This is a genomic window from Rappaport israeli, assembly GCF_001888055.1.
Lineage (GTDB): Bacteria > Pseudomonadota > Gammaproteobacteria > Cardiobacteriales > Cardiobacteriaceae > Rappaport > Rappaport israeli.
The window spans coordinates 32,237-51,558 of record NZ_LXHZ01000027.1; the positions used below are offsets into that span (position 1 = coordinate 32,237).

Sequence of the window (19,322 nt, forward strand, 5' to 3'; positions counted from 1 at the left end):
AAATGATATAAAGGGGGCATTGATGAGTAGCGTGGTGCTGAAAAATATCCATAAGAGTTTTGATAAGGTTGAGACGATTCACAATATTAATCTAAGTATTGAAGAGGGTGAATTTGTAGTATTTGTTGGTCCGTCAGGTTGTGGTAAATCTACTTTATTACGTTTGGTTGCTGGTCTGGAGGATATTACCTCGGGTGAGCTTTATATTGATAATGAGTTAGTCAATGATTTGCCTCCTGCCAAACGAGGGGTATCGATGGTGTTTCAGTCGTATGCCCTTTATCCGCATATGACGGTGTATGACAATATGGCGTTTGGTTTGAAACTAGCTAAAACGGCGCATGAAACAGTAGATGCGCGAGTCCGTGAGGTGGCAAAAATTTTAGAATTAGAGCCTTTACTTGACCGCCTACCACGTCAGTTATCAGGTGGACAAAGACAGCGCGTGGCGATTGGGCGAGCGCTGGTTCGTAAGCCAAAAGTTTTTCTCTTAGATGAACCATTATCAAATTTAGATGCCGCGCTACGGGTGCAAACTCGTTTAGAACTAGCGAAGTTGCATAAAAGTATGAACAGCACGACAATTTATGTAACGCATGACCAAGTGGAGGCGATGACATTGGCTGATCGCATTGTAGTGTTGCGTGATGGATATTTAGAACAGGTAGGAGAGCCACTGACGTTATACCATCATCCAGCTAATAAGTTTGTTGCTGGATTTATTGGCTCACCCAAGATGAATTTCTTACCTGTAAAAGCTGAGCGAATTAGTGAGCAAGTCTTGCGAGTGCACTTTTCTGATGAATATCAATTGGATTTGCCATTTTTGCGTGGTACAAATGCTCGATTTGCGACAACTTTGGGAATTCGTCCTGAACATATTCGCCTCACGACGATGAATAATGCCGTGTTAAATGGAGAAATTGAGATTATAGAGAAATTAGGAGAATCGCAATTTGCCTATATTCGTATTCCTGGGGAACATTTATTAGTAGCGCGGTTACGTGGGAAAGAAAGTTACAAGGTGGGTGAACGTGTGGGGTTTTATTTTCACCTAACGAAACGCATTTATTTAATGAGAATGGCGTATCTATTACGCGACGTTATGGCGCTGTGGGTGAAGAATTTGAATCTTAAAATTATGTTCTATATTTGTATGTAAAAAATTCTAGTGTTGATAAAACTGGCTGTGTTGATGTTAGTTCGCTCTTAGTGTGGGGTATGTTCAGGAGCAGGGATTTGTTCGAGGCGGAAAAATCGCTGAGTGTTTTCATAGATAAGTTGAGCGAGTGTTTGTGGATTTTGTTGGCGACATTGGGCGAGTGCGCGCAAAACTTCTGGTAGATATTGAGGTTCGTTGGTGCGCGGTGTAGGGGTTAAGGTTTTGGGGGTAAGGTAGGGCGCATCGCTTTCTATCATTAGGCGATTATCAGGGATATGGTGGACGATATTTCTCAGGGATTGTCCACGCTCGGGGTCGCAAATCCAACCCGTAATGCCAATATATAATCCAAGTTCAAGGGCTTTGTGCAATTGGTCTAAATTGCCTGTAAAGCAATGCCAAACGGCGCCTTGTAATTCTGGAAGGGCAGGGGTAAGGATAGTGAAAAAATCATCGGCGGCGTGGCGTTCGTGCAAAAACACAGGTTTGCCAACGGTTTTGGCAATCTCTAATTGAGCGTTGAAGCTTTTACGCTGATTGGTGGGGGTGGCGAGATTGCGGTGGTAGTCTAGTCCCGTTTCCCCGATAGCAACGACGCGCGGATGACGGGCAAGCGCTTGAATGGCAATGGGATGGCGTTTGGGGTGCCAATCATTGGCATGATGTGGATGGTGTCCTGTGGTGGCGTAAAGCTCTGGATATTGGTTGGCAAGCGTGAGCGCTTGTTCGTTGCTGATGAGGTCTGTGCCTGTGAGGATTTGTTTGACAACGCCTGCGCCTTGCGCTGAGCTGAGGATTTGTGCGAGATTAGGAAGTAATCTTGGGCTGGTGAGATTGCAGCCAATATCAATTAATGGGTAGGGCGCGCGCATTATAATTTGATAAGAAAATAAACAAAAATGACTAAAATGGTCATAAGAAAGGCGAAAGTGCCCCAGTGTTGGGGCGCCTCTTGGCTTCGCTGAAAGAGTGTTTTGATGTTGTCTTTGCTTTTAAACAACATGTAGATAAAAAATACGCCAACAAGTGCTGTGCCAATTTGCGTAAGCATAAAAATTCCTTGGTTTATATTAGTTTAGGTTGAAGCGCTCGCGCTCTTTTGCGCTGTAGGTAAAAATTTCATAGCCATCTTTGGTAACGCCTAGGGTGTGTTCCCATTGGGCGGAGAGGGAGCGGTCGCGTGTAACAGCTGTCCAACCATCTTTTAATATTTTCATTTGATGACCACCAGCGTTAATCATGGGTTCGATAGTAAAAATCATGCCTTCTTTAAGTGTTGCGCCAGTGTTGGGTTGACCGTAGTGCATCACTTGTGGTTCTTCATGAAAGTTTTTGCCGATTCCATGGCCGCAAAAATCACGGACAACAGAAAAACGTTGTGCATTGGCATGTGTTTGGATGGCGTGTCCTATATCGCCAAAAGTTGCTCCGGGTTTGACAACCTCTATGCCACGGTAAAGGCATTCGTAGGTGGTATCGACTAAGCGTTGGGCAAGGACTGAGGGTTTACCTACGATAAACATGCGACTGGTGTCGCCATGATAACCCTCTTTAATAACAGTAACGTCGATATTAACGATATCGCCGTTTTTAAGTGTTTTTTGAGAAGGGATACCATGGCAGATAACATGATTAACTGAAATGCAAGTGGCTTTGGGAAAAGGCGGGTAGCCATAGCTAGGCAGGCGCTAACGGCATTTTGTGTTTCTTCGATATAGCGTTGCATGCGAGTATCTAGTGATTCGGTGCTCACACCTGCAACCACATAAGGCGTAATCATATCGAGAACATCGGCAGCAAGACGTCCAACAACGCGCATTTTTGCAAATGCTTCTGGGGGGTAGATGGTAATAGCCATAAGAAATAAATTGATTTGAAATGGACGTCTATGTTATAAATCCCGCGCCAATAAGGCAACCTAAAACACACAAACGTCGACACACAATCTTGGGTGCTTATGAAAATAAGTAAGATTTTGGGGCGTTTGGAGGCTTAACCCTTTATTTATGGAGAAGATTATGAGTTCTGTTAGCATGCGCGAATTATTTGAAGCTGGCGCACATTTTGGTCACCGCACCCGTTTTTGGAATCCAAAGATGGCTCCTTATATCTATGGCAAACGGGTGATATTCATATTATTAATTTAGAGCAAACTGTACCGATGCTTAATGATGCGCTTAATTTTATTAGCGCGATTGTGTCAAATGGCGGTCGTGTCATGTTTGTTGGTACAAAGCGTAGCGCTAGTGAAGCGATTGAAAAAGCAGCTACAAGCTGTGGCATGCCTTATGTTAATTTCCGCTGGTTAGGCGGTATGATGACGAATTTTTCAACCATTCGCCAATCAATTTCTCGTTTAGAAGCGATTGAAAAAATGGGTGAAGATGGCACTTTTAATAAATTAGCTAAAAAAGAAGTGATTATGCTTGAGCGTGAGCGTGAAAAACTAGAGCGCTCATTAGCAGGGATTCGCAATATGCGTCAATTGCCAGAAGTGTTGTTTGTAGTCGATGTGGGACATGAGCATATCGCCATTAAAGAAGCGAAAAAATTAGGCATTCCTGTGGTTGGAATTGTTGATACCAATAATAAGATTGATGGCGTGGATTACATTATCCCTGGGAATGATGATTCAGTGCGCGCGATTCGTTTGTATGTTGATGCGGTTGCTAAAACAATTAGTGAGGCAAAAGCAAGTGTAACAACTGGTGGGCGTGAAAATGCGGAGAAATCGCTAGAAGAGGTGGTAAAAGCGCAGGAAGAAAAAGTGCAGGAAGAAAAAGTGCAGGAAAATGCGCCTGCTGAGCAAGAAGCCTCTGTACAATCAGAAGAAAATCAGCAAGACGAACAAGCTTAAGTCTGTTAATGGAATGCGTCTTTTTGTTAATGCAAAGAGGCGCTTTAGAATTTTTTATTTTTTAGATGAAGCAGTTAGCAATAATTGCAAGATTAAAAGATTAAGGAGTGAATTATGGCAATTTCTGCCCAACAGGTAAAAGAATTACGCGAGCGCACTGGCGCTGGCATGATGGAATGTAAAAAAGCATTGCAAGAAACCAATGGCGATATTGAAGCTGCAATTGAGCATATGCGCAAAACAGGTTTGGCTAAAGCAGATAAAAAAGCCAGTCGTGTTGCGGCAGAGGGAACGATTGTAACCGCTGCGAGCAAAGACAATAAGCGCGTAACTATGCTAGAAGCAAATTGCGAAACTGATTTTGTCGCGATGGGCGATGATTTTCAAAACTTTGCTAAGCGCTTAGCTGAAATTGTTGAGCAAGATAATGTGGTAGATGTTGAGGCTTTAAGTGCAAAAGAATTTGAAGCAGGTGTGAGTGTAGATGAAAAGCGTCGCGCTTTGATTGCTAAGATTGGTGAGAATATGACGATTCGTCGTTTTACGACGCTTGTCTCAACCAGTGGGGTGGTCGGAAGCTATTTGCATGGTCAAAAAATCGGGGTGTTGGTGGAATTAGAAGGTGGAGATGTGGATTTGGCGCGGGATATCGCAATGCATATCGCAGCTTTTAATCCTGTGGCGCTAGATGCGCAGTCTTTGCCTCAAGATTTTTTAGACAAGGAAAATGAAATCCACCGCGCTAAAGCTGAGCAAAGCGGTAAGCCTGATAATATCATTGAGAAAATGGTTGAAGGGGCGATGAAAAAATTGTTTGGTGAGGTTACCTTACTAGGGCAAAAATTTGTTAAAAATGGTGATATTACTATTGAACAATTGCTCAAAGAGCATGGCGCTAAAGTAATTAGTTATGTGCGCTATGAGCTTGGTGAAGGTATTGAAAAAGAAGAGACTGATTTTGTTGCTGATGTTATGGCGCAAGTAAAGGTCAATAATTTGAGTAGCAAGAGATTAAGACCGCCGTTTATACGGCGGTTTTTTTTGCCAGTTATGCGCTTTGCTAGATGGGTTAATTGAGTTTGTTAGGCAAGGATGTAAAAATTTATCGCAAAAAATAAACTCGGCGACAGCTGGTTTGAGCTGTTGGCGTGATGATTTTAGGTAAAGGTATAAGATTTTATTGGTAAGGAGAAGTTAAGGTGGCAGATAAAAAAGCGTTAAAGTACCGTCGTGTGTTACTAAAAATGAGCGGTGAGGTGTTAATGGGGCATCAGTCTTTTGGATTAGATGCGATGACGATTAATCGGATTGCCGCAGAAATTGGGCAGTTATGCGCTGCTGGTGTGGAGGTGGCAATTGTTATTGGGGGTGGGAATTTGTTTCGCGGGTCGCAGTTGGCGGCTTTGGGTATGGAGCGGGTAACGGGCGACCATATGGGGATGTTGGCGACGTTGATGAATGCTTTGGCGATGCAGGATGCGTTGCAGAAAATTTCTGTTGATGTGCGGGTGCTTTCGGCTTTAACGGTTGATCAGATTTGTGAGCCTTATATCCGTAGGCGAGCAATTCGCCATTTGGAAAAAGGGCGGGTGGTGATTTGCGCAGCAGGAACGGGAAATCCTTTTTTTACAACTGATTCAGCGGCAAGTTTGCGCGCCATTGAATTGGAGGTGGATGCTCTGTTAAAGGCGACTAAGGTAGATGGTGTTTACTCAAAAGACCCTAAACGCTATGATGATGCGGTAAAATATGAGCATTTGAGCTATCAGCAGGTATTGGTTGATGGGCTTCAGGTGATGGATGCAACGTCTATTGTGATGTGTCAGGAAAATGAGATGCCGTTGGTGGTTTTTGATATGACAAAAGAGGGTGAGATTGTGCGCGCGGTGTTGGAAGATTGTGTAGGCACGGTTATTCATGCCTGATTTTGAATGTCTTTTTATTCTATTTTGATTGTTTAAGTGAGGTGATTTTTATGCTAGAAACTATTTTAAATGATGCACAAGTGCGGATGAAAAAATCGGTGGCGAATTTTGAGCAGGATTTAACTAAAATTCGTACAGGGCGTGCGCATGCAAGTTTGCTTGACCATGTTGAGGTTGAATATTACGGCTCTATGGTGCCTTTATCGCAGGCGGCAAATGTGTCTGTGGCAGATCATCGCACGCTGATGATTCAAATTTGGGAAAAAGATATGGTGAAGGTGATTGAAAAGGCGTTGATTAATTCTGATTTGGGGATTACGCCTAATACAGCTGGGCAAAATATTCATATTAATTTACCCCCTTTAACTGAGGAAAGACGTAAGGATATGGTGAAAATTGTGCGTGCTGAAGGTGAGCAGGCGAAGGTGGCTGTGCGAAATATTCGCAGAGATAGTAATCAAAATATTAAGCAACTGGTAACAGATAAGGAGATTTCTGAGGATGATGAGCGTCGTGCAGAGGCGGAGGTGCAAAAATTAACGGATAAATATATTGCTGAAATTGATGCGCTTTTAGATGAAAAAGAAAAAGAATTGATGGAGATGTAATGAGTGCTTCGGCGTCTGATTCTGTGCCAGCGCATGTGGCGATTATTATGGATGGCAATGGGCGCTGGGCAAAAAAACAGAAAATGCCACGAACTTTTGGACATCAGGCAGGGCGCGAGACGGTGCGTGAGGTGATGACGTTGAGCGCACAGCTGGGGGTGTCGGTGTTGAGTTTGTTTGCCTTTAGTACAGAAAATTGGCGCCGTCCTAGGCATGAGGTGGGTGTGTTAATGCATTTGATGCTTAAAACGATTGCTGAAGAGGTGGAAACGATGGTTGAAAAGGGGATTCGTTTTCGCATGTTGGGCAATCGCTTGGGGTTGCCTGCAGAATTGGTTGCAGCGATTGAGCGGGCAGAAGATTTAACACGAGCGTGTGAGACGATGCAGGTGGTTTTGGCGCTTAATTATAGTGGGCGCTGGGCAATTACTGAAACGGCGAAGACGTTGGCAAAGGCGGTAAAAAGAGGGGAGTTAGAGATTGAGTCAATTGATGAGCAGGCATTTGCCGCAGCGCGTCCTATAGCGGATTTGCCAGCGGTCGATTTGTTAATTCGCAGTAGTGGTGAAATGCGGTTGTCTAATTTTTATCTTTGGGAGATGGCGTATGCAGAGCTATATTTTACCGATACGCTGTGGCCAGATTTTGCTGAGGCAGATTTTAAGCAGGCGTTGGCGGTATATGCAACGCGGGAGAGGCGTTTTGGCGCTTTAACGCAAAGAGGATGATATGTTAAAGGTTCGGATTTTATCGGCGCTGGTTATTGCGCCTGTATTTTATGTGGCGTTGGTGTATTTCAATGCGCTATTTTTTTGCGCTTTTTGGGGGATGATTGTGTTATTTGCAGCGCGGGAATGGGCGCGATTTGTGCAGTTGGATTTAAAAATGCAGTGGGGGTTTGCTGCTGTGGTGTCTGTGCTAAGCGCTTTGATGATGTATATTTTGCCTCGTGTTGACCCTATGTTGGTGGCAATGCTGTTATCAGCGGTGGCGCTTTTTTGGTTGGCTATTGTGCCTCTTTGGTTGCGCTTTTATGCGCGCACGGAAGCTCTGCCTATTGCTGATAGGGTGTTGCTGGTGGTGGGTGCGATTGTGTTGTTGGCATTTGCTATGGCGGTGAAGTTGATCTGGCAACGATTGGGGGGGGTGGGGTTGATGGGGTTGTTTGTGATTGTGTGGAGCGCTGATATTGGGGCTTATTTCTGCGGGAAGTCGTTGGGTAAGGTGGCGCTTGCGCCTACAATTTCGCCGAAAAAACGCGTGAGGGGTTTTGGGGTGGGGTAGCGGTGGCTTTGTTGGCGGCTTTTGTGTTTGTGTGGTTAACAAATATGGCGCGTTATCAGTGGTTTTTTATTATCTATACGAGCGTGGTGGTGGTGTATGCAACTTTGGGGGATTTGTTTGAAAGTGCGCTTAAAAGACGCTGTGGGTTGAAAGATAGTAGTCAATTGATTCCTGGTCATGGTGGAATGATGGATAGAATTGATAGTTGGTTGCCAAGCATTGTGTTGTGGGCAACTTGGTTTGCATTGGCGGATTTCTTATAAGTTGAGGTAGTTTTATGGTGTGGGGGTTATTAGGCTTTTTGGTGACAATTGGATTTTTGGTTACGATTCATGAGTGGGGGCATTTTTATGTGGCGCGTTTGTTTGGGGTTCGGATTTTGCGTTTCTCATTGGGCTTTGGGAAAGCTATTTTGACTTATCGTGGTAAGAAGGAGGGCACGCTTTATACATTAGCGCCTATTCCTTTAGGTGGTTTTGTGCAGATGTATGGGGAGTCTGATGAGGAGGAGGTAAGCGAGGCGGAAATCGGGCAGACGTTTAAGGGTAAGGCGCCATGGCAGCGATTTTTGATTGCTTTTGCTGGTCCTTTTGTCAATTTGGTCTTTGCAGTGCTGGCATTTGCGGTGTTGTTTTTGTTTGGGGTGCGCGGGCTAACGCCTGAGGTGGCTTATGTTGCTTCTCAAGGTTTGGCGGCTGAAGCGGGTTTGCAATCAGGTGATGTGATTACGCGGGTTGATGGAAAGGCTGTGAAGTTAGCGCTTGATGCGCATGTGGCTTTTACAGGTGCTGGACATGAAATGGTGGCGGTGGAGTATGTGCGTGAGGGCGCGCCTGCGGTGGCGCATTTGGATTTATCAGGACTAAAAGCAGGCGATGAATTGCATTTGGATGAGGTGTTGGGGCTTTATCTGGTGGATGAATGGTTGTCTGCGGTGGTGGCGGAGGTGGTTGAAGGCTCAGCAGCAAGTGAGATGGGCTTTGAGGTAGGGGATGAGATTGTGGCGATGAATGGGCAACGGGTTGATTTGATTCGTATTGGCGAGAAGATTGCGCGTTTGCCTAATGCGCAAGCGAGTTTTACGGTGCTTAGAAATAATGAGCATTTGGTGCTTTCTGGCGTGATTGGGCAACAGCAGATGGAGGGCGCGAAGGCACCTAGTGGACTTTTAGGGGTGCGTTGGCAGGCGGTGGATGTGAGTGCTTATGAACGTGTGGAGCGCTATGGGGTGATGGCGTCTTTGGTTAAGGGGGTGGAAAAGACTTTCTATTATGTGCGGTTAACTTTTGATATGTTCGCGCGCATGATAATGGGGCAGGTGTCTTTGGATAATGTGGGCGGCCCAATTACCATTGGAGATGCAGCGGGGAAAACGTTGCAAATTGGATGGGCTGCATTTATAAATTTTTTAGGGGTGGTTAGTTTGTCATTGGCGGCGATTAATTTATTACCTATTCCGATGTTAGATGGGGGGCATATGCTATTTAATGCCTTGGAAATGGTGCGCGGTAAGCCACTGAGTGAGCGTGCAACGCAGTGGGCGTATCGCTTAGGGGGTGCATTAGTGATGGGATTTATGGCATTTGTGGTGCTCAAAGACTTGCATCGCTATTTGTGGTAGAGATGGAGAAATTAGCGGTTTAGGGTGGCGTAGAGCAGGAGTGCGCCCATGCGACAATGTTCTTCTACTTCGGTGAGAAGGCGTTGATTGTCTTCGCTATCAGGTAGATTGATTTCAAGTTCCATGACGCTTTGTAAGTCAGTGATAAATTCTTGGCAATCTTCATCGAGTTTGATATTTGAGGCGTTTTGTTGTGCATGATGAGTGGCAAGGAGAAAGCCTTTTGTCCATTCGGTAAGCGCTTGGGCGCGCTGGCTAAGCGTTACATTGTCTTCAGGTAATAAAAGCTGATAGTTGAGGTCGTTACTTTGCAGCGCGGTTTCTATATTTTGTATGAGTTGGGTGAATAGGGTTTGTGTTTTAGGTTCGAGTGCTTGGGTAAACAATAGGTTGGAATAGTGATTTTTTTGCTTAAAGCATAATAATGCGGTCAGTAATCCGTGGCATTCGCTGGGGGTAAACCACCATTGTTGATGATAAATATGTTGGGCTAGGGTGTTATAGTCTATTGGTGTGTTCATGAGATTTTTTTGCATTACTTTAAAAGGTGATAGTATAAGCGATTATGCGCTGGTTATGCTGGCGCTTTTTTAAATGATTAGATGAGGTGTCACTTTGGTGCAAGAGAGATTACATATTGATGAACTAAAAAGGGTGGAAAAACAGGCGACACTGCTGCTGAAAAGGTGGCGACGCCTGCAAAAAGACCATGAACAGTTGGTAGAAAAATATCGTAAGTTGGAGGAGAAGTCTTCTGATGCTGAACAATCTTTCCAACAGCGCTTAGAGACTGTGCTTTCTGATAAAAAAACAGCGATTGAGCAATTAGAGCAAACTTGGCAGAATAAGTTTAAGCAAACGAATGAAGAGCAAGAACGTGTGCTAGAAGCACTAAAACAAGAACAGACTCAAGCTCTAGCAATGCAAAAAAAAGAGTCTGAGGAGAAAATTGAGGCGTTGGAGCATAAATTAAAGACGTTAGAAGCGCATCATGAGATTTTAATTGAGCGGGTGAGAGGAGTGTGCGGTGAGTAAGGAAAAAATTAAGGTTACATTGCAGATTTTAGAGAATAGTTATCCGCTAATGTGTGAGGTGCATGAGCGCAATGTGTTGTTAGAAGCGGCTGAGGCGTTTAATCAAAAGCTAACAGAAATTCGGCGAGATAATCCAAAATTGACGCTGGAGCGGTTGGTTATTTTTGGCGGACTTCAGATGGCGTTTGAGCTGTATCAGGATAGACAAACATTCGCTAATGAGGTTTCAACGGTTAATCAGGTGAGTGAACGGTTGTTGAGCGCTTTGGATATGGCGATAAATGAATATAAGGAGTGATTTTCCTTTAATGTAGGGGGTTGTTTTAAGGATTAATTGAGTGAGCGATTTTTAAAATCGCTCTTATTTTGTTGAGTCTCTAAGACTGATAAGCGCATATCATCAGCGGTTAGAATGTATTTATTTTTTGCGTTTAATATAATCCATCGTATGTTAGAGCAAGCGCTGGCGGTGTTGCTGGCACTTTTTTATAAGCGATGAAATAAGATTATTTATTAGGGAGTTGGGCGTCACTATAGCCCATGCTGTTGATGATTTGCTCGTCATCGCGCCAATTTTCTTTAACCTTAACCCAAGTGCGTAATAGGACTTTCTGTTCAAGGATTTTTTCTAGGTCTTCACGCGCACGTTGTCCAACTAGTTTAAGGGTTTTACCGCCTTTGCCGATTACAATACCTTTCTGACTGGGACGTTCGACCATGATGGTCGCGTCTATAATGATGAGGTTGCCTTCTTCAACGTAGCGCTCAATGATAACGCCAAGTTCGTAAGGTAGTTCCTGATGAAGATAACGAAAGAGTTTTTCACGAATGGTCTCTGCTGCAATAAAGCGCATGCTGGCGGTAGTGATTTGTTCTTCTGGGAAAAGCCATTGTTGTTTGGGAAGATAACGCAAAAGGCTTTGTTCGACGGCATCAAGATTGCGCCCATTTTGAGCGGATACGGGTATGATTTCTTGCCAGTTGGTTTTTTGTGCTTGAATGTGTTCAAGTTGGGAGAACAGTCGGCTTTTATCTTTTAAGCGGTCAATTTTATTTAGGATATGGAGTTTAGGCTGGGGCATTTGCGCAATTCCACGGCAGACATAATCGTCTTCTTCTGTCCAGCGGTTTACTTCGCTAACTTGAACGATTAAATCAACAAAATCCATACTTTGCCAAGCAGCTCGATTCATATGTCGGTTAATGGCTTTTTTACTGTTTTGATGGATGCCAGGGGTGTCGACAAAAACCATTTGTGCGTTGCCTACCGTATGGATTCCTAAAAGCGCATGGCGAGTAGTTTGTGGTTTGTTGGAGGTAATGGCAATTTTTTGCCCAAGAAGGTGATTGATAAGCGTTGATTTGCCGACATTTGGGCGACCGATGATGGCGATGTATCCAGATTGTGTGCTCATGATTTACTCTTGGGATTATAGAGGTTCAGAAGAATTTGCGCGGCTTGCTGTTCTGCTTTTTTACGGCTGTAATCAACCGCCTGCACCTGATAATGTTCTGTTGTTGCGGTGATATGAAATTGACGGCGATGCTCGGGCCCGCTTTCTTTGGTGATGACATATTTTGGGGTAGCCATACCTTGTCCTTGTAAGAGCTCTTGCAATTGAGTTTTTGGGTCTTTAAGACTGGCGGCGTCGGGAAGATTGGTGAGCGTGCGTTCAAATAATGCCAAGGTGGTGCGCTCGCATTCATCATAGTTGCTGTCTAGATAAATAGCGGCAATGATGGCTTCTAATGTATTAGCAAGCGTCGAGCTACGCGTTGCGCCTCCTGTTTTTAATTCTCCACTGCCTAGACGAATAAATTGCCCAAGGTTGAGATGTGAGGCGATTTTTGCTAGTTGCGCACCTTTTACAATACTTGCACGTTGGCGGGTTAAATCACCTTCTGACGCATTGGGATAATAGCGATAAAGCCAAACACTGATGATGGTTTCCAGTAGGGCATCGCCTAAATATTCAAGGCGCTCGTTGTGTATGCTGTTATAACTTCGATGCGTAAGCGCTTGCGTTAGAAATTCGGGTTGTTTGAAGCGATAGCCAATTTGCGCTTCTAGGTCTTTTTGATGTTGTATCATTTTAAAGAGGTGCCAATTCGTCCACAGTGTCCACGAGCTAATAAACAATCACTATTTAGCCAAATGAGGACTGCTTTACCAACTAGATTTTCTTCAGGAACAAATCCCCAAAAACGGCTATCTTGTGAGTTATCACGGTTATCCCCCATGACAAAATAATGCGCAGGTGGGACGGTGATTTCATTGGCAAGCAAGATGCGTTGGTAGGGATTATTGCTAAATTGAACAAGATGATTTTTGCCATTTAGCGTTTCAGTAAATTGGCTAAAATTATTGTTCTCTCCAATAGGGGTGAAGGGTTGTTCTTGGTCATTAATCCATACGCGTCCGCTGTCAAAGCGGATTTTATCTCCTGGTAGACCAATAACACGTTTGATGTATTTGATTTTTTCATCGCGTGGGTAGTTAAAAACAATGATATCACCGTGTTTTACTGCTCCAGTTTCAATAATTTTTTTATGCAAAACAGGCAGGCGAATTCCATAGGTAAATTTATTTGCAAGAATAAAATCACCCGCTTGTAAAGTCGGTTCCATAGAGGCAGAGGGAATTTTAAAGGGCTCGTAAACAAAAGAACGTGCAAACCACACGATAAATAACACCCAAAACATACCACTAAAAAATTCTATAAATTTTTCTTTTGGATAGACGGGGCGTTTGAGCCAATAAAGTTCTTCTTTTTCAATAGGTTGATTTGAAATGAGTTTTTGCGTAATCTGTTTGATGTGTGCTTTAGACTTTTCAGGTAGATTTTTTTGATGAAGGATACCTAGACGCCCAAGATAGTGTTTTTGGTCTTCTTCGGTAGTATTTTGTTGCAAAAAACGTTGATAAAGGGCGTTGCGCATTTTGCGGTAGGTTAGACCATCAATAATATAAAAAATCAAGCAGATGAATACGGCTAAGGTCAGAAGAAGTTCAAAATGTTGCGTGAGGGCATTCATAAATAGTCCTTAGATTTTTAGTTAGTTTTTATGATCAACTTTTAATACCGAAAGGAAAGCTTCTTGTGGGATGTCAACGCTACCAACTTGCTTCATACGTTTCTTACCTGCTTTTTGTTTTTCAAGAAGTTTGCGCTTTCGTGAGACGTCGCCACCATAGCATTTAGCCAGCACGTTTTTGCGCATGGCTTTTACAGTTGAGCGCGCGATGATGTGTGTGCCGATGGCTGCTTGAATGGCAACTTCAAACATTTGTCTTGGAATTAGCTCTTTCATTCGTTCTACTAGCTCACGTCCGCGCTGTTGGGCAAGTTCGCGGTGGACTATAGTCGATAGAGAATCGACCTTATCGCCGTTAATCAAGACGTCAAGACGCACGAGATTGGCAGGTTGAAACCGATTAAATTCATAATCAAAGGAGGCAAATCCGCGGCTCACTGACTTGAGGCGATCGAAAAAATCTAAAACCACTTCGCTCATAGGCAGTTCAAACTTTAGCTGAACTTGTGAGCCAGTATATTGCATATCTTTTTGCGTTCCCCGTTTTTCAATACATAAACCAATCACTGAACCGAGATGTTCTTCAGGAACGAGGATGTTGGCGGTAATAATGGGTTCGCGGATTTCATCAATTTCATTGGTAGGGGGAAGTTTGCTGGGATTATCAATTTCAATGACGCTCCCGTCAGATTTTTGCACTTGATAGACCACGGTAGGCGCGGTGGTGATAAGATCAAGATTATACTCACGCTCTAGGCGTTCTTGGATGATTTCCATATGCAACATTCCCAAAAACCCGCAACGAAAACCAAACCCTAGCGCTTGTGAGGTTTCAGGTTCGAAAAATAATGAGGCGTCGTTTAGGCAGAGTTTGGCAAGTGCTTCGCGTAAATTTTCATAATCTTCAGATTCAATGGGGAAAAGTCCAGCAAAGACGCGCGGTTGTACTTTGCGAAATCCTGGTAGACTTTCAGTTGTGGGGTGGGCAGCATCGGTTAGGGTATCGCCAACAGGCGCGCCGTTAATTTCTTTAATGCCTGCGATAATAAACCCAACTTCGCCTGCATGTAGGGTGTCGCGTTCGATGGGTTTTGGGGTGAATACTCCCACTTTGGTAATGAGATGTTCATCGCCAGTACTCATAACACGCATTTTTTGTCGTTTGCTTAAAGAGCCATCAAAGATACGAACGAGGGAGACAACGCCAACATAGGGGTCAAACCATGAGTCAATAATCAGTGCTTTGGCAGGCGCGTTAGGGTCGCCTTGGGTGGGGGATTTTTTCAACCAGTTGTTCTAGCAGTTCGTCAATGCCAATCCCTGTTTTGGCGCTCACTTGCAGGGTGTCGGTGGTATCTAGTCCAATAATATCTTCTATCTCTTGCATGACTTTGATGGGGTCTGCTGAGGGAAGGTCTATTTTATTGAGGACAGGGAGAACTTCTAAATTTTGTTCGATGGCGGTATAGCAGTTAGCAACAGATTGTGCTTCAACACCTTGGGCGGCATCAACTACTAATAGAGCGCCTTCGCAGGCATATAGTGAGCGCGAGACTTCGTAGGAAAAATCCACATGCCCTGGGGTGTCGATGAAGTTAAGCTGATAGTGTTGTCCGTTTTTGCTTTGATAATTTAAAGAGACGCTTTGCGCTTTAATGGTAATACCTCTTTCGCGCTCTATATCCATGGAGTCTAGGACTTGAGCGGACATTTCCCGTTCGCTTAGTCCGCCACAAGTTTGAATGAAGCGGTCAGATAAGGTTGATTTGCCATGGTCAATATGGGCAATAATTGAGAAGTTGCGAATATGCTGCATAAACCCACTAGAACTGTAATCTTAAAGGCGGCGGATTGTAGCAAATAAGGCGCTTGAATACTATCAGAAAATGGGGAGTTACTGGGGTGTTAGGTGCTTTGAGTGGGAGGATGTTGATAGGTAAAAGGGGTGTGCTGGGTAATTTTTTGCGCATGGATTAAGCGTTTAGGTTCTTTTGTTTTGTTGATAAATTGTGGGAGCGGTTGTTGGCGCAGTTTTGCTTGGGCTTGGTAGTAGTGATGCCTGTTAGGATGTTCGGGATGTACGAGGTTATAGGTTTGTGGCAGGGTGGGTGGGTGTTGGTAAAGCGCTAGGATGGCGTTGGCGATGTCTTGATGGTGAATTAGATTGAGGGGTTTGTCGGTAATTTCGCTAGTTTGTCCATAATATTTGCTGCCGCTGAGGCGGTTATCGCCAAAAAGTCCACCACAACGGAGAATGAGGCTATTGGGAAGAGTGTTTAAGAGTTGTTGTTCTGCTTGGTAGATTGGACTTTGGGGGTCGGGCGCGCTGTTTTCATCATAATGACCAGCGTCGTCGGGATAGGCGCTGGTGGAGCTAATCAAGAAAGTGAGGCGGTTGGCTGGGAGGGAGCGCAGTTGTTTGGCAAGGCGTGCGGTGTGTTGAGGATAATTGCAATATCCGCCTGCACTGGGTGGAATGGCGATGAGGGTGTAGTGGCTGGAGATTAAAGGGGTGGGCAGTGGGTCTTTGCGCCAGTCGTAGATGTGGGTAGGAATGGGGAGGGTTTGAGCGCTTTGCGCGCTTTGTGTGGTCGCTTGTAGGGTGAAATAAGGGGTGAGTGCGCTAATGAGATGGCGCCCAAGCCAACCGCAACCGATAAGACTTAAAATGGGTTTGCTGTGCATGCGTTTCTAAGAAAGAGAAAAGCGCCTCAAGGGCGCTTTGTTACTGGTTATTTTTGTTTAATTGCGCTAATAATGGCGAGTAAAACAACTGCGCCAATGGTGGCGCTTAAAATTGAGCCGATGATGTTGCTGGCGCTGATGCTAGAAGGGTAAAGATAAAACTACCAATTCCTGCACCGATAACCCCTACTACGATGTTACCAAGTACGCCAAATCCGCGCCCTTTAATAATTTGTCCTGCAAGCCAGCCTGCAATGGCGCCAATAAGTAGACCAATAATAATACCCATGTTGTTCTCCGTGTGTATTGTGTATTTAGATTTGGGTTAAAGGGGTTTGCCTTTAACGCTGGCGCATTGTACACAATTTTAAGGGCTGGGTTGAGTTTATTTGTTGAACTCTAAGCGGTTAAGAATGTGGGTGAGGGGGTTTGTTTGATTGGGGTCGATAAGTGGAAGCTCTAGTTGGATTTGTAGGCGGTTGCGCATCCATGTAATTTGGCGTTTGGCAAGTTGGCGGGTGGCGATAATGCCAAGTTCGATGGCTTGATTTAAAGAGTGTTGTCCTTCAAGATATTGCCAGAGTTGGCGGTAACCAACGCTGCGCATGGAGGGGTGGTCGGCGCTAAGGTTTGGGCGGGCTTTGAGTTGGGCGACTTCATCAATAAATCCTTGTTTGAGCATTTGATGAAAGCGCTGTTTAATGCGCTGGTGAAGAACTGCGCGTTCGGGATAGAGTCCGATGGCGGTGATGTGCCAGTTAGGGGGTTGGGGGGATTGGGTGAAGAGTTGGCTGGGTGGGGTGTGGGTGAGTTGGTAGAGTTCGTGTAGGCGGATAAGGCGTTGGCGGTCGGTTGGGGCAATTTTGGCGGCGCTGATGGGGTCGTATTGGGCTAGTTTGTCGTGCATGGCGGTTAGTCCAATGGTGGCGATTTCTGCTTCAATTTTTGCGCGGATTTGGGGGTTTGCTGGGGGGAGGTCGTCTAATCCGCCAAGTAGGGCATGAATGTAGAGCATGGTGCCTCCTACAAGTATGGGGAGGCGGTTGTGTTGATGCGCTTGTTGGATGTGTTGCTGGGCTTGGCGACAAAATTGGGCGGCGCTGTAGGTTTGTTCGGGTTCGATGAGGTCGATGAGGGCGTGTGGGTGTTGTTGTAGGGTTTGGCGGTCGGGTTTGGCGGTGCCTATGTCCATATGGCGGTAGATTTGCGCGGAATCTACACTGATGAGTTGGCTTGGGTGGTGCTGGGCAAGTGTGAGTGCAAGTTCGGTTTTGCCTGAGGCGGTTGCCCCTAGAATGATGACGAGAGGTTTTGGGTTCATTGTCCGCGCATAAAAAATTGATTGAGTTGGTCGATGCTTAATGCGATCCATGTGGGTCGTCCATGGTTGCATTGGGCGGAGGCGGGGGTATGTTCGAGGTCGCGCAGGAGTTGGTTCATTTCACTTAGACTTAGGGGGTCGCCACAACGGATGGCTTTGTGGCAGGAGAGTGTGGAGAGGATTTGATGATGGAGGTGTTCGAGTTGGGTGCTGGAGGGGTATTGGCTGAGTTCGGTTAGAAGGTCTTGTAAAAGGGTGCTGATATCAGCGCGTTTGAGGCGTTCGGGAACGGCGTCAATGGTGAGGATGTCGTTTTCTAGCGTGAGGTCAAAGCCAAGGCGCTCAAGGGTGGGCTGGTGTTGGATGTAGGCTTCGCTTTGTTCGGGGGTGAGGTCGAGGGTTTGGGCGATAAGGAGATGTTGGCGAGCAATGCTGTGGCTGTGTAGTTGGGCTTTTAGGCGTTCGTAGAGAATACGTTCGTGAGCGGCGTGGGTGTCTACGAGAATAAGTCCTTGCTGGTTTTGTGCGAGGATAAAGATGTGGTGGATGTGTCCTATGGCATAGCCTAGGGGATGATCATGGGATTGAGGGCTGGGCGAGGGTGTAGGAGATGGGGGAGGAGTGGGAATGCTTTGTGCCCATTGATAGTAATGGCGGGTTTCAGCCAAGCTAGGCGTTGGGTTTTTTGTGGCGGAATAAGATGGGGGGTAGTTTGCAGATTTTGTGCTTAGGGAGAGCGGTATGTTGGGTTGAGATGCAGGAGGGGTGGGTTGAGTTGGCAGAGGTTGTGGCGCGCTGGGTAGGCGTGTTCCCCGCAGGGCATGATTGAGGGTGCTGTAGATAAAATCGTGGGTAAGCCGTGGTTCACGAAAGCGGACTTCATGTTTGGCGGGATGGGCATTAACATCAATCCAATCTGGTGGGAGTTCAAGGTGGAGTACAAAGATGGGATGAGCGCTTTTGTGTAAGACGTCTTGATAGGCTTGTTTGATGGCATGAACGATGACTTTATCGCGAATCATGCGTTGATTGATAAAAAAATGTTGTTTGTCGGTTTGGCTGTGGGTGTAGGTGGGTAGCCCAACCCAGCCCCATAAGCGTAGGTGGGCGTTGGTGGCTTCAATGGGAATGGATTGTTCGAGCATATCTTCACCCATGACGCTGATTAGGCGTTCTTCTGGGGTGTTGCCTGTATAGTGGCAGAGGGGTTTACTATGATGATTTAGGGTGAGGCTTAAGCTTTGATGGCTTAGCGCTAGGCGGGCGATGAGTTGCTGGATATGGTAGCGTTCGGTGCGTTCAGATTTGAGGAATTTTTTGCGTGCTGGGGTGTTGTAGAAAAGGTCGCGGATTTCAATGGTGGTGCCGATAGGGTGGGCGATTGGACTGGGGATATCGCTGATATGAGGGATAATGCGGTAGGCGAGGTCGCTATCTTTATGGCGACTGATGAGTGTGGTTTTAGAAACGGAGGCGATGCTGGGGAGTGCTTCGCCACGAAATCCTAAGGTTTGGATGTGTTCTAGGTCATCGAAGGTGCGGATTTTGCTGGTGGCGTGGGTGGCAAACGCTAAAGGGAGATCTTCAGCGATGATGCCATGCCCGTTATCGCGTACGCGAATTAGCGCGCTGCCACCGTCTTCGAGGTCGAGGTCAATTTGGGTGGCGTGCGCGTCTATGGCATTTTCAACCAGCTCTTTTACAACCGATGCGGGGCGCTCGATAACTTCTCCTGCGGCGATTTGGTTAATCAGTGCATTAGGGAGCGGTTGAATTCTTGCCATGCTT

General features: G+C 45.5%; 16 protein-coding genes and 5 pseudogenes. 10 read left to right on the top strand and 11 right to left on the bottom strand.

Annotated elements, in window-relative coordinates:
- Nucleotides 1–22 precede the first annotated feature (22 nt).
- Complete coding sequence (locus A5N84_RS08575; protein ID WP_198923907.1) at nt 23–1,162, top strand: ABC transporter ATP-binding protein; 1,140 nt, start codon at nt 23–25, stop codon at nt 1,160–1,162.
- A gap of 47 nt (nt 1,163–1,209) precedes the next feature.
- Here A5N84_RS08575 and A5N84_RS08580 read toward each other — a convergent pair whose 3' ends face one another.
- A complete protein-coding gene (locus tag A5N84_RS08580) occupies nt 1,210–2,034 on the bottom strand; it encodes a TatD family hydrolase (protein WP_072282042.1) in 825 nt (274 codons plus the stop codon).
- A gap of 198 nt (nt 2,035–2,232) precedes the next feature.
- A pseudogene (map, locus tag A5N84_RS08590) lies at nt 2,233–3,020 on the bottom strand (type I methionyl aminopeptidase).
- Nucleotides 3,021–3,180: 160 nt separating this feature from the next.
- Between map and rpsB the strand changes: the two are divergent.
- The 7 genes and pseudogenes from rpsB to rseP all read left to right on the top strand — a co-directional run bounded on the left by rpsB (nt 3,181) and on the right by rseP (nt 9,457).
- Nucleotides 3,181–4,019 (top strand): annotated as a pseudogene (rpsB, locus tag A5N84_RS08595) (30S ribosomal protein S2).
- A gap of 114 nt (nt 4,020–4,133) precedes the next feature.
- On the top strand, nt 4,134–5,096 hold the full coding sequence (tsf, locus tag A5N84_RS08600) for a translation elongation factor Ts (RefSeq protein WP_078055684.1): 963 nt from the start codon (nt 4,134–4,136) through the stop codon (nt 5,094–5,096).
- A gap of 122 nt (nt 5,097–5,218) precedes the next feature.
- A complete protein-coding gene (pyrH, locus tag A5N84_RS08605) occupies nt 5,219–5,944 on the top strand; it encodes a UMP kinase (protein WP_072282044.1) in 726 nt (241 codons plus the stop codon).
- Between the two features lie 50 nt (nt 5,945–5,994).
- Nucleotides 5,995–6,552: a ribosome recycling factor gene (frr, locus tag A5N84_RS08610; protein ID WP_072282108.1), complete on the top strand. Its 558-nt coding sequence runs from the start codon at nt 5,995–5,997 to the stop codon at nt 6,550–6,552.
- Nucleotides 6,552–7,280 carry a polyprenyl diphosphate synthase gene (gene uppS, locus A5N84_RS08615; RefSeq protein WP_072282045.1) on the top strand — a complete coding sequence of 243 codons (729 nt, stop codon included), beginning with the start codon at nt 6,552–6,554 and terminating at the stop codon, nt 7,278–7,280. Before frr ends, uppS begins: the two co-directional genes overlap by 1 nt.
- Nucleotide 7,281: 1 nt before the next feature.
- Nucleotides 7,282–8,099: pseudogene (locus A5N84_RS08620) on the top strand (phosphatidate cytidylyltransferase).
- Between the two features lie 14 nt (nt 8,100–8,113).
- Complete coding sequence (gene rseP / locus A5N84_RS08630) at nt 8,114–9,457, top strand: RIP metalloprotease RseP (protein WP_072282048.1); 1,344 nt, start codon at nt 8,114–8,116, stop codon at nt 9,455–9,457.
- An 11-nt stretch (nt 9,458–9,468) separates the two neighbouring features.
- On the opposite strand, the gene A5N84_RS08635 is transcribed toward rseP, so the two are convergent.
- Nucleotides 9,469–9,978, bottom strand: coding sequence for a UPF0149 family protein (locus A5N84_RS08635; protein WP_072282109.1), 510 nt, complete (start codon nt 9,976–9,978; stop codon nt 9,469–9,471).
- A 97-nt stretch (nt 9,979–10,075) separates the two neighbouring features.
- Here A5N84_RS08635 and A5N84_RS08640 point away from each other — a divergent pair, with 97 nt between their 5' ends.
- Both A5N84_RS08640 and A5N84_RS08645 read left to right on the top strand, forming a co-directional pair.
- Entirely contained in the window at nt 10,076–10,492 is a 417-nt protein-coding gene (locus A5N84_RS08640; RefSeq protein WP_143324902.1) for a hypothetical protein, read from the top strand.
- Nucleotides 10,485–10,790 (top strand): cell division protein ZapA, encoded by a 306-nt coding sequence (locus tag A5N84_RS08645; protein WP_072282050.1) that lies wholly within the window; start codon nt 10,485–10,487, stop codon nt 10,788–10,790. The genes A5N84_RS08640 and A5N84_RS08645 overlap by 8 nt, the downstream gene beginning before the upstream one ends.
- A gap of 208 nt (nt 10,791–10,998) precedes the next feature.
- Here the strand turns inward: A5N84_RS08645 and era are convergent, their stop codons facing one another.
- From era to mutL, 8 genes and pseudogenes are all read right to left on the bottom strand, one after another.
- Nucleotides 10,999–11,907 carry a GTPase Era gene (era, locus tag A5N84_RS08650; protein ID WP_072282051.1) on the bottom strand — a complete coding sequence of 303 codons (909 nt, stop codon included), beginning with the start codon at nt 11,905–11,907 and terminating at the stop codon, nt 10,999–11,001.
- Entirely contained in the window at nt 11,904–12,584 is a 681-nt protein-coding gene (gene rnc / locus A5N84_RS08655) for a ribonuclease III (protein WP_072282052.1), read from the bottom strand. The genes era and rnc overlap by 4 nt, the downstream gene beginning before the upstream one ends.
- Nucleotides 12,581–13,528 (bottom strand): signal peptidase I, encoded by a 948-nt coding sequence (gene lepB, locus A5N84_RS12170; protein WP_072282053.1) that lies wholly within the window; start codon nt 13,526–13,528, stop codon nt 12,581–12,583. The genes rnc and lepB overlap by 4 nt, the downstream gene beginning before the upstream one ends.
- A 21-nt stretch (nt 13,529–13,549) precedes the next feature.
- A pseudogene (gene lepA, locus A5N84_RS08665) lies at nt 13,550–15,344 on the bottom strand (translation elongation factor 4).
- Nucleotides 15,345–15,433: 89 nt separating this feature from the next.
- Nucleotides 15,434–16,213 (bottom strand): Rossmann-fold NAD(P)-binding domain-containing protein, encoded by a 780-nt coding sequence (locus A5N84_RS08670; protein ID WP_072282054.1) that lies wholly within the window; start codon nt 16,211–16,213, stop codon nt 15,434–15,436.
- Nucleotides 16,214–16,260: 47 nt separating this feature from the next.
- Nucleotides 16,261–16,502 (bottom strand): annotated as a pseudogene (locus A5N84_RS08675) (GlsB/YeaQ/YmgE family stress response membrane protein).
- 96 nt (nt 16,503–16,598) lie between these two features.
- On the bottom strand, nt 16,599–17,534 hold the full coding sequence (miaA, locus tag A5N84_RS08680; RefSeq protein WP_072282055.1) for a tRNA (adenosine(37)-N6)-dimethylallyltransferase MiaA: 936 nt from the start codon (nt 17,532–17,534) through the stop codon (nt 16,599–16,601).
- Nucleotides 17,531–19,318: a DNA mismatch repair endonuclease MutL gene (gene mutL / locus A5N84_RS08685; RefSeq protein WP_072282056.1), complete on the bottom strand. Its 1,788-nt coding sequence runs from the start codon at nt 19,316–19,318 to the stop codon at nt 17,531–17,533. Before mutL ends, miaA begins: the two co-directional genes overlap by 4 nt.
- Nucleotides 19,319–19,322: the final 4 nt, after the last annotated feature.

What these genes read in the sequence shown, in the direction of transcription:
- A5N84_RS08575 (WP_198923907.1), top strand. Translation starts at nt 23, where the DNA reads ATGAGTAGCGTGGTGCTGAAAAATATCCATAAGAGTTTTGATAAGGTT.
- A5N84_RS08580 (WP_072282042.1), bottom strand. Translation starts at nt 2,034, where the DNA reads ATGCGCGCGCCCTACCCATTAATTGATATTGGCTGCAATCTCACCAGC.
- tsf (WP_078055684.1), top strand. Translation starts at nt 4,134, where the DNA reads ATGGCAATTTCTGCCCAACAGGTAAAAGAATTACGCGAGCGCACTGGC.
- frr (WP_072282108.1), top strand. Translation starts at nt 5,995, where the DNA reads ATGCTAGAAACTATTTTAAATGATGCACAAGTGCGGATGAAAAAATCG.
- uppS (WP_072282045.1), top strand. Translation starts at nt 6,552, where the DNA reads ATGAGTGCTTCGGCGTCTGATTCTGTGCCAGCGCATGTGGCGATTATT.
- rseP (WP_072282048.1), top strand. Translation starts at nt 8,114, where the DNA reads ATGGTGTGGGGGTTATTAGGCTTTTTGGTGACAATTGGATTTTTGGTT.
- A5N84_RS08635 (WP_072282109.1), bottom strand. Translation starts at nt 9,978, where the DNA reads ATGAACACACCAATAGACTATAACACCCTAGCCCAACATATTTATCAT.
- era (WP_072282051.1), bottom strand. Translation starts at nt 11,907, where the DNA reads ATGAGCACACAATCTGGATACATCGCCATCATCGGTCGCCCAAATGTC.
- rnc (WP_072282052.1), bottom strand. Translation starts at nt 12,584, where the DNA reads ATGATACAACATCAAAAAGACCTAGAAGCGCAAATTGGCTATCGCTTC.
- lepB (WP_072282053.1), bottom strand. Translation starts at nt 13,528, where the DNA reads ATGAATGCCCTCACGCAACATTTTGAACTTCTTCTGACCTTAGCCGTA.
- A5N84_RS08670 (WP_072282054.1), bottom strand. Translation starts at nt 16,213, where the DNA reads ATGCACAGCAAACCCATTTTAAGTCTTATCGGTTGCGGTTGGCTTGGG.
- miaA (WP_072282055.1), bottom strand. Translation starts at nt 17,534, where the DNA reads ATGAACCCAAAACCTCTCGTCATCATTCTAGGGGCAACCGCCTCAGGC.
- mutL (WP_072282056.1), bottom strand. Translation starts at nt 19,318, where the DNA reads ATGGCAAGAATTCAACCGCTCCCTAATGCACTGATTAACCAAATCGCC.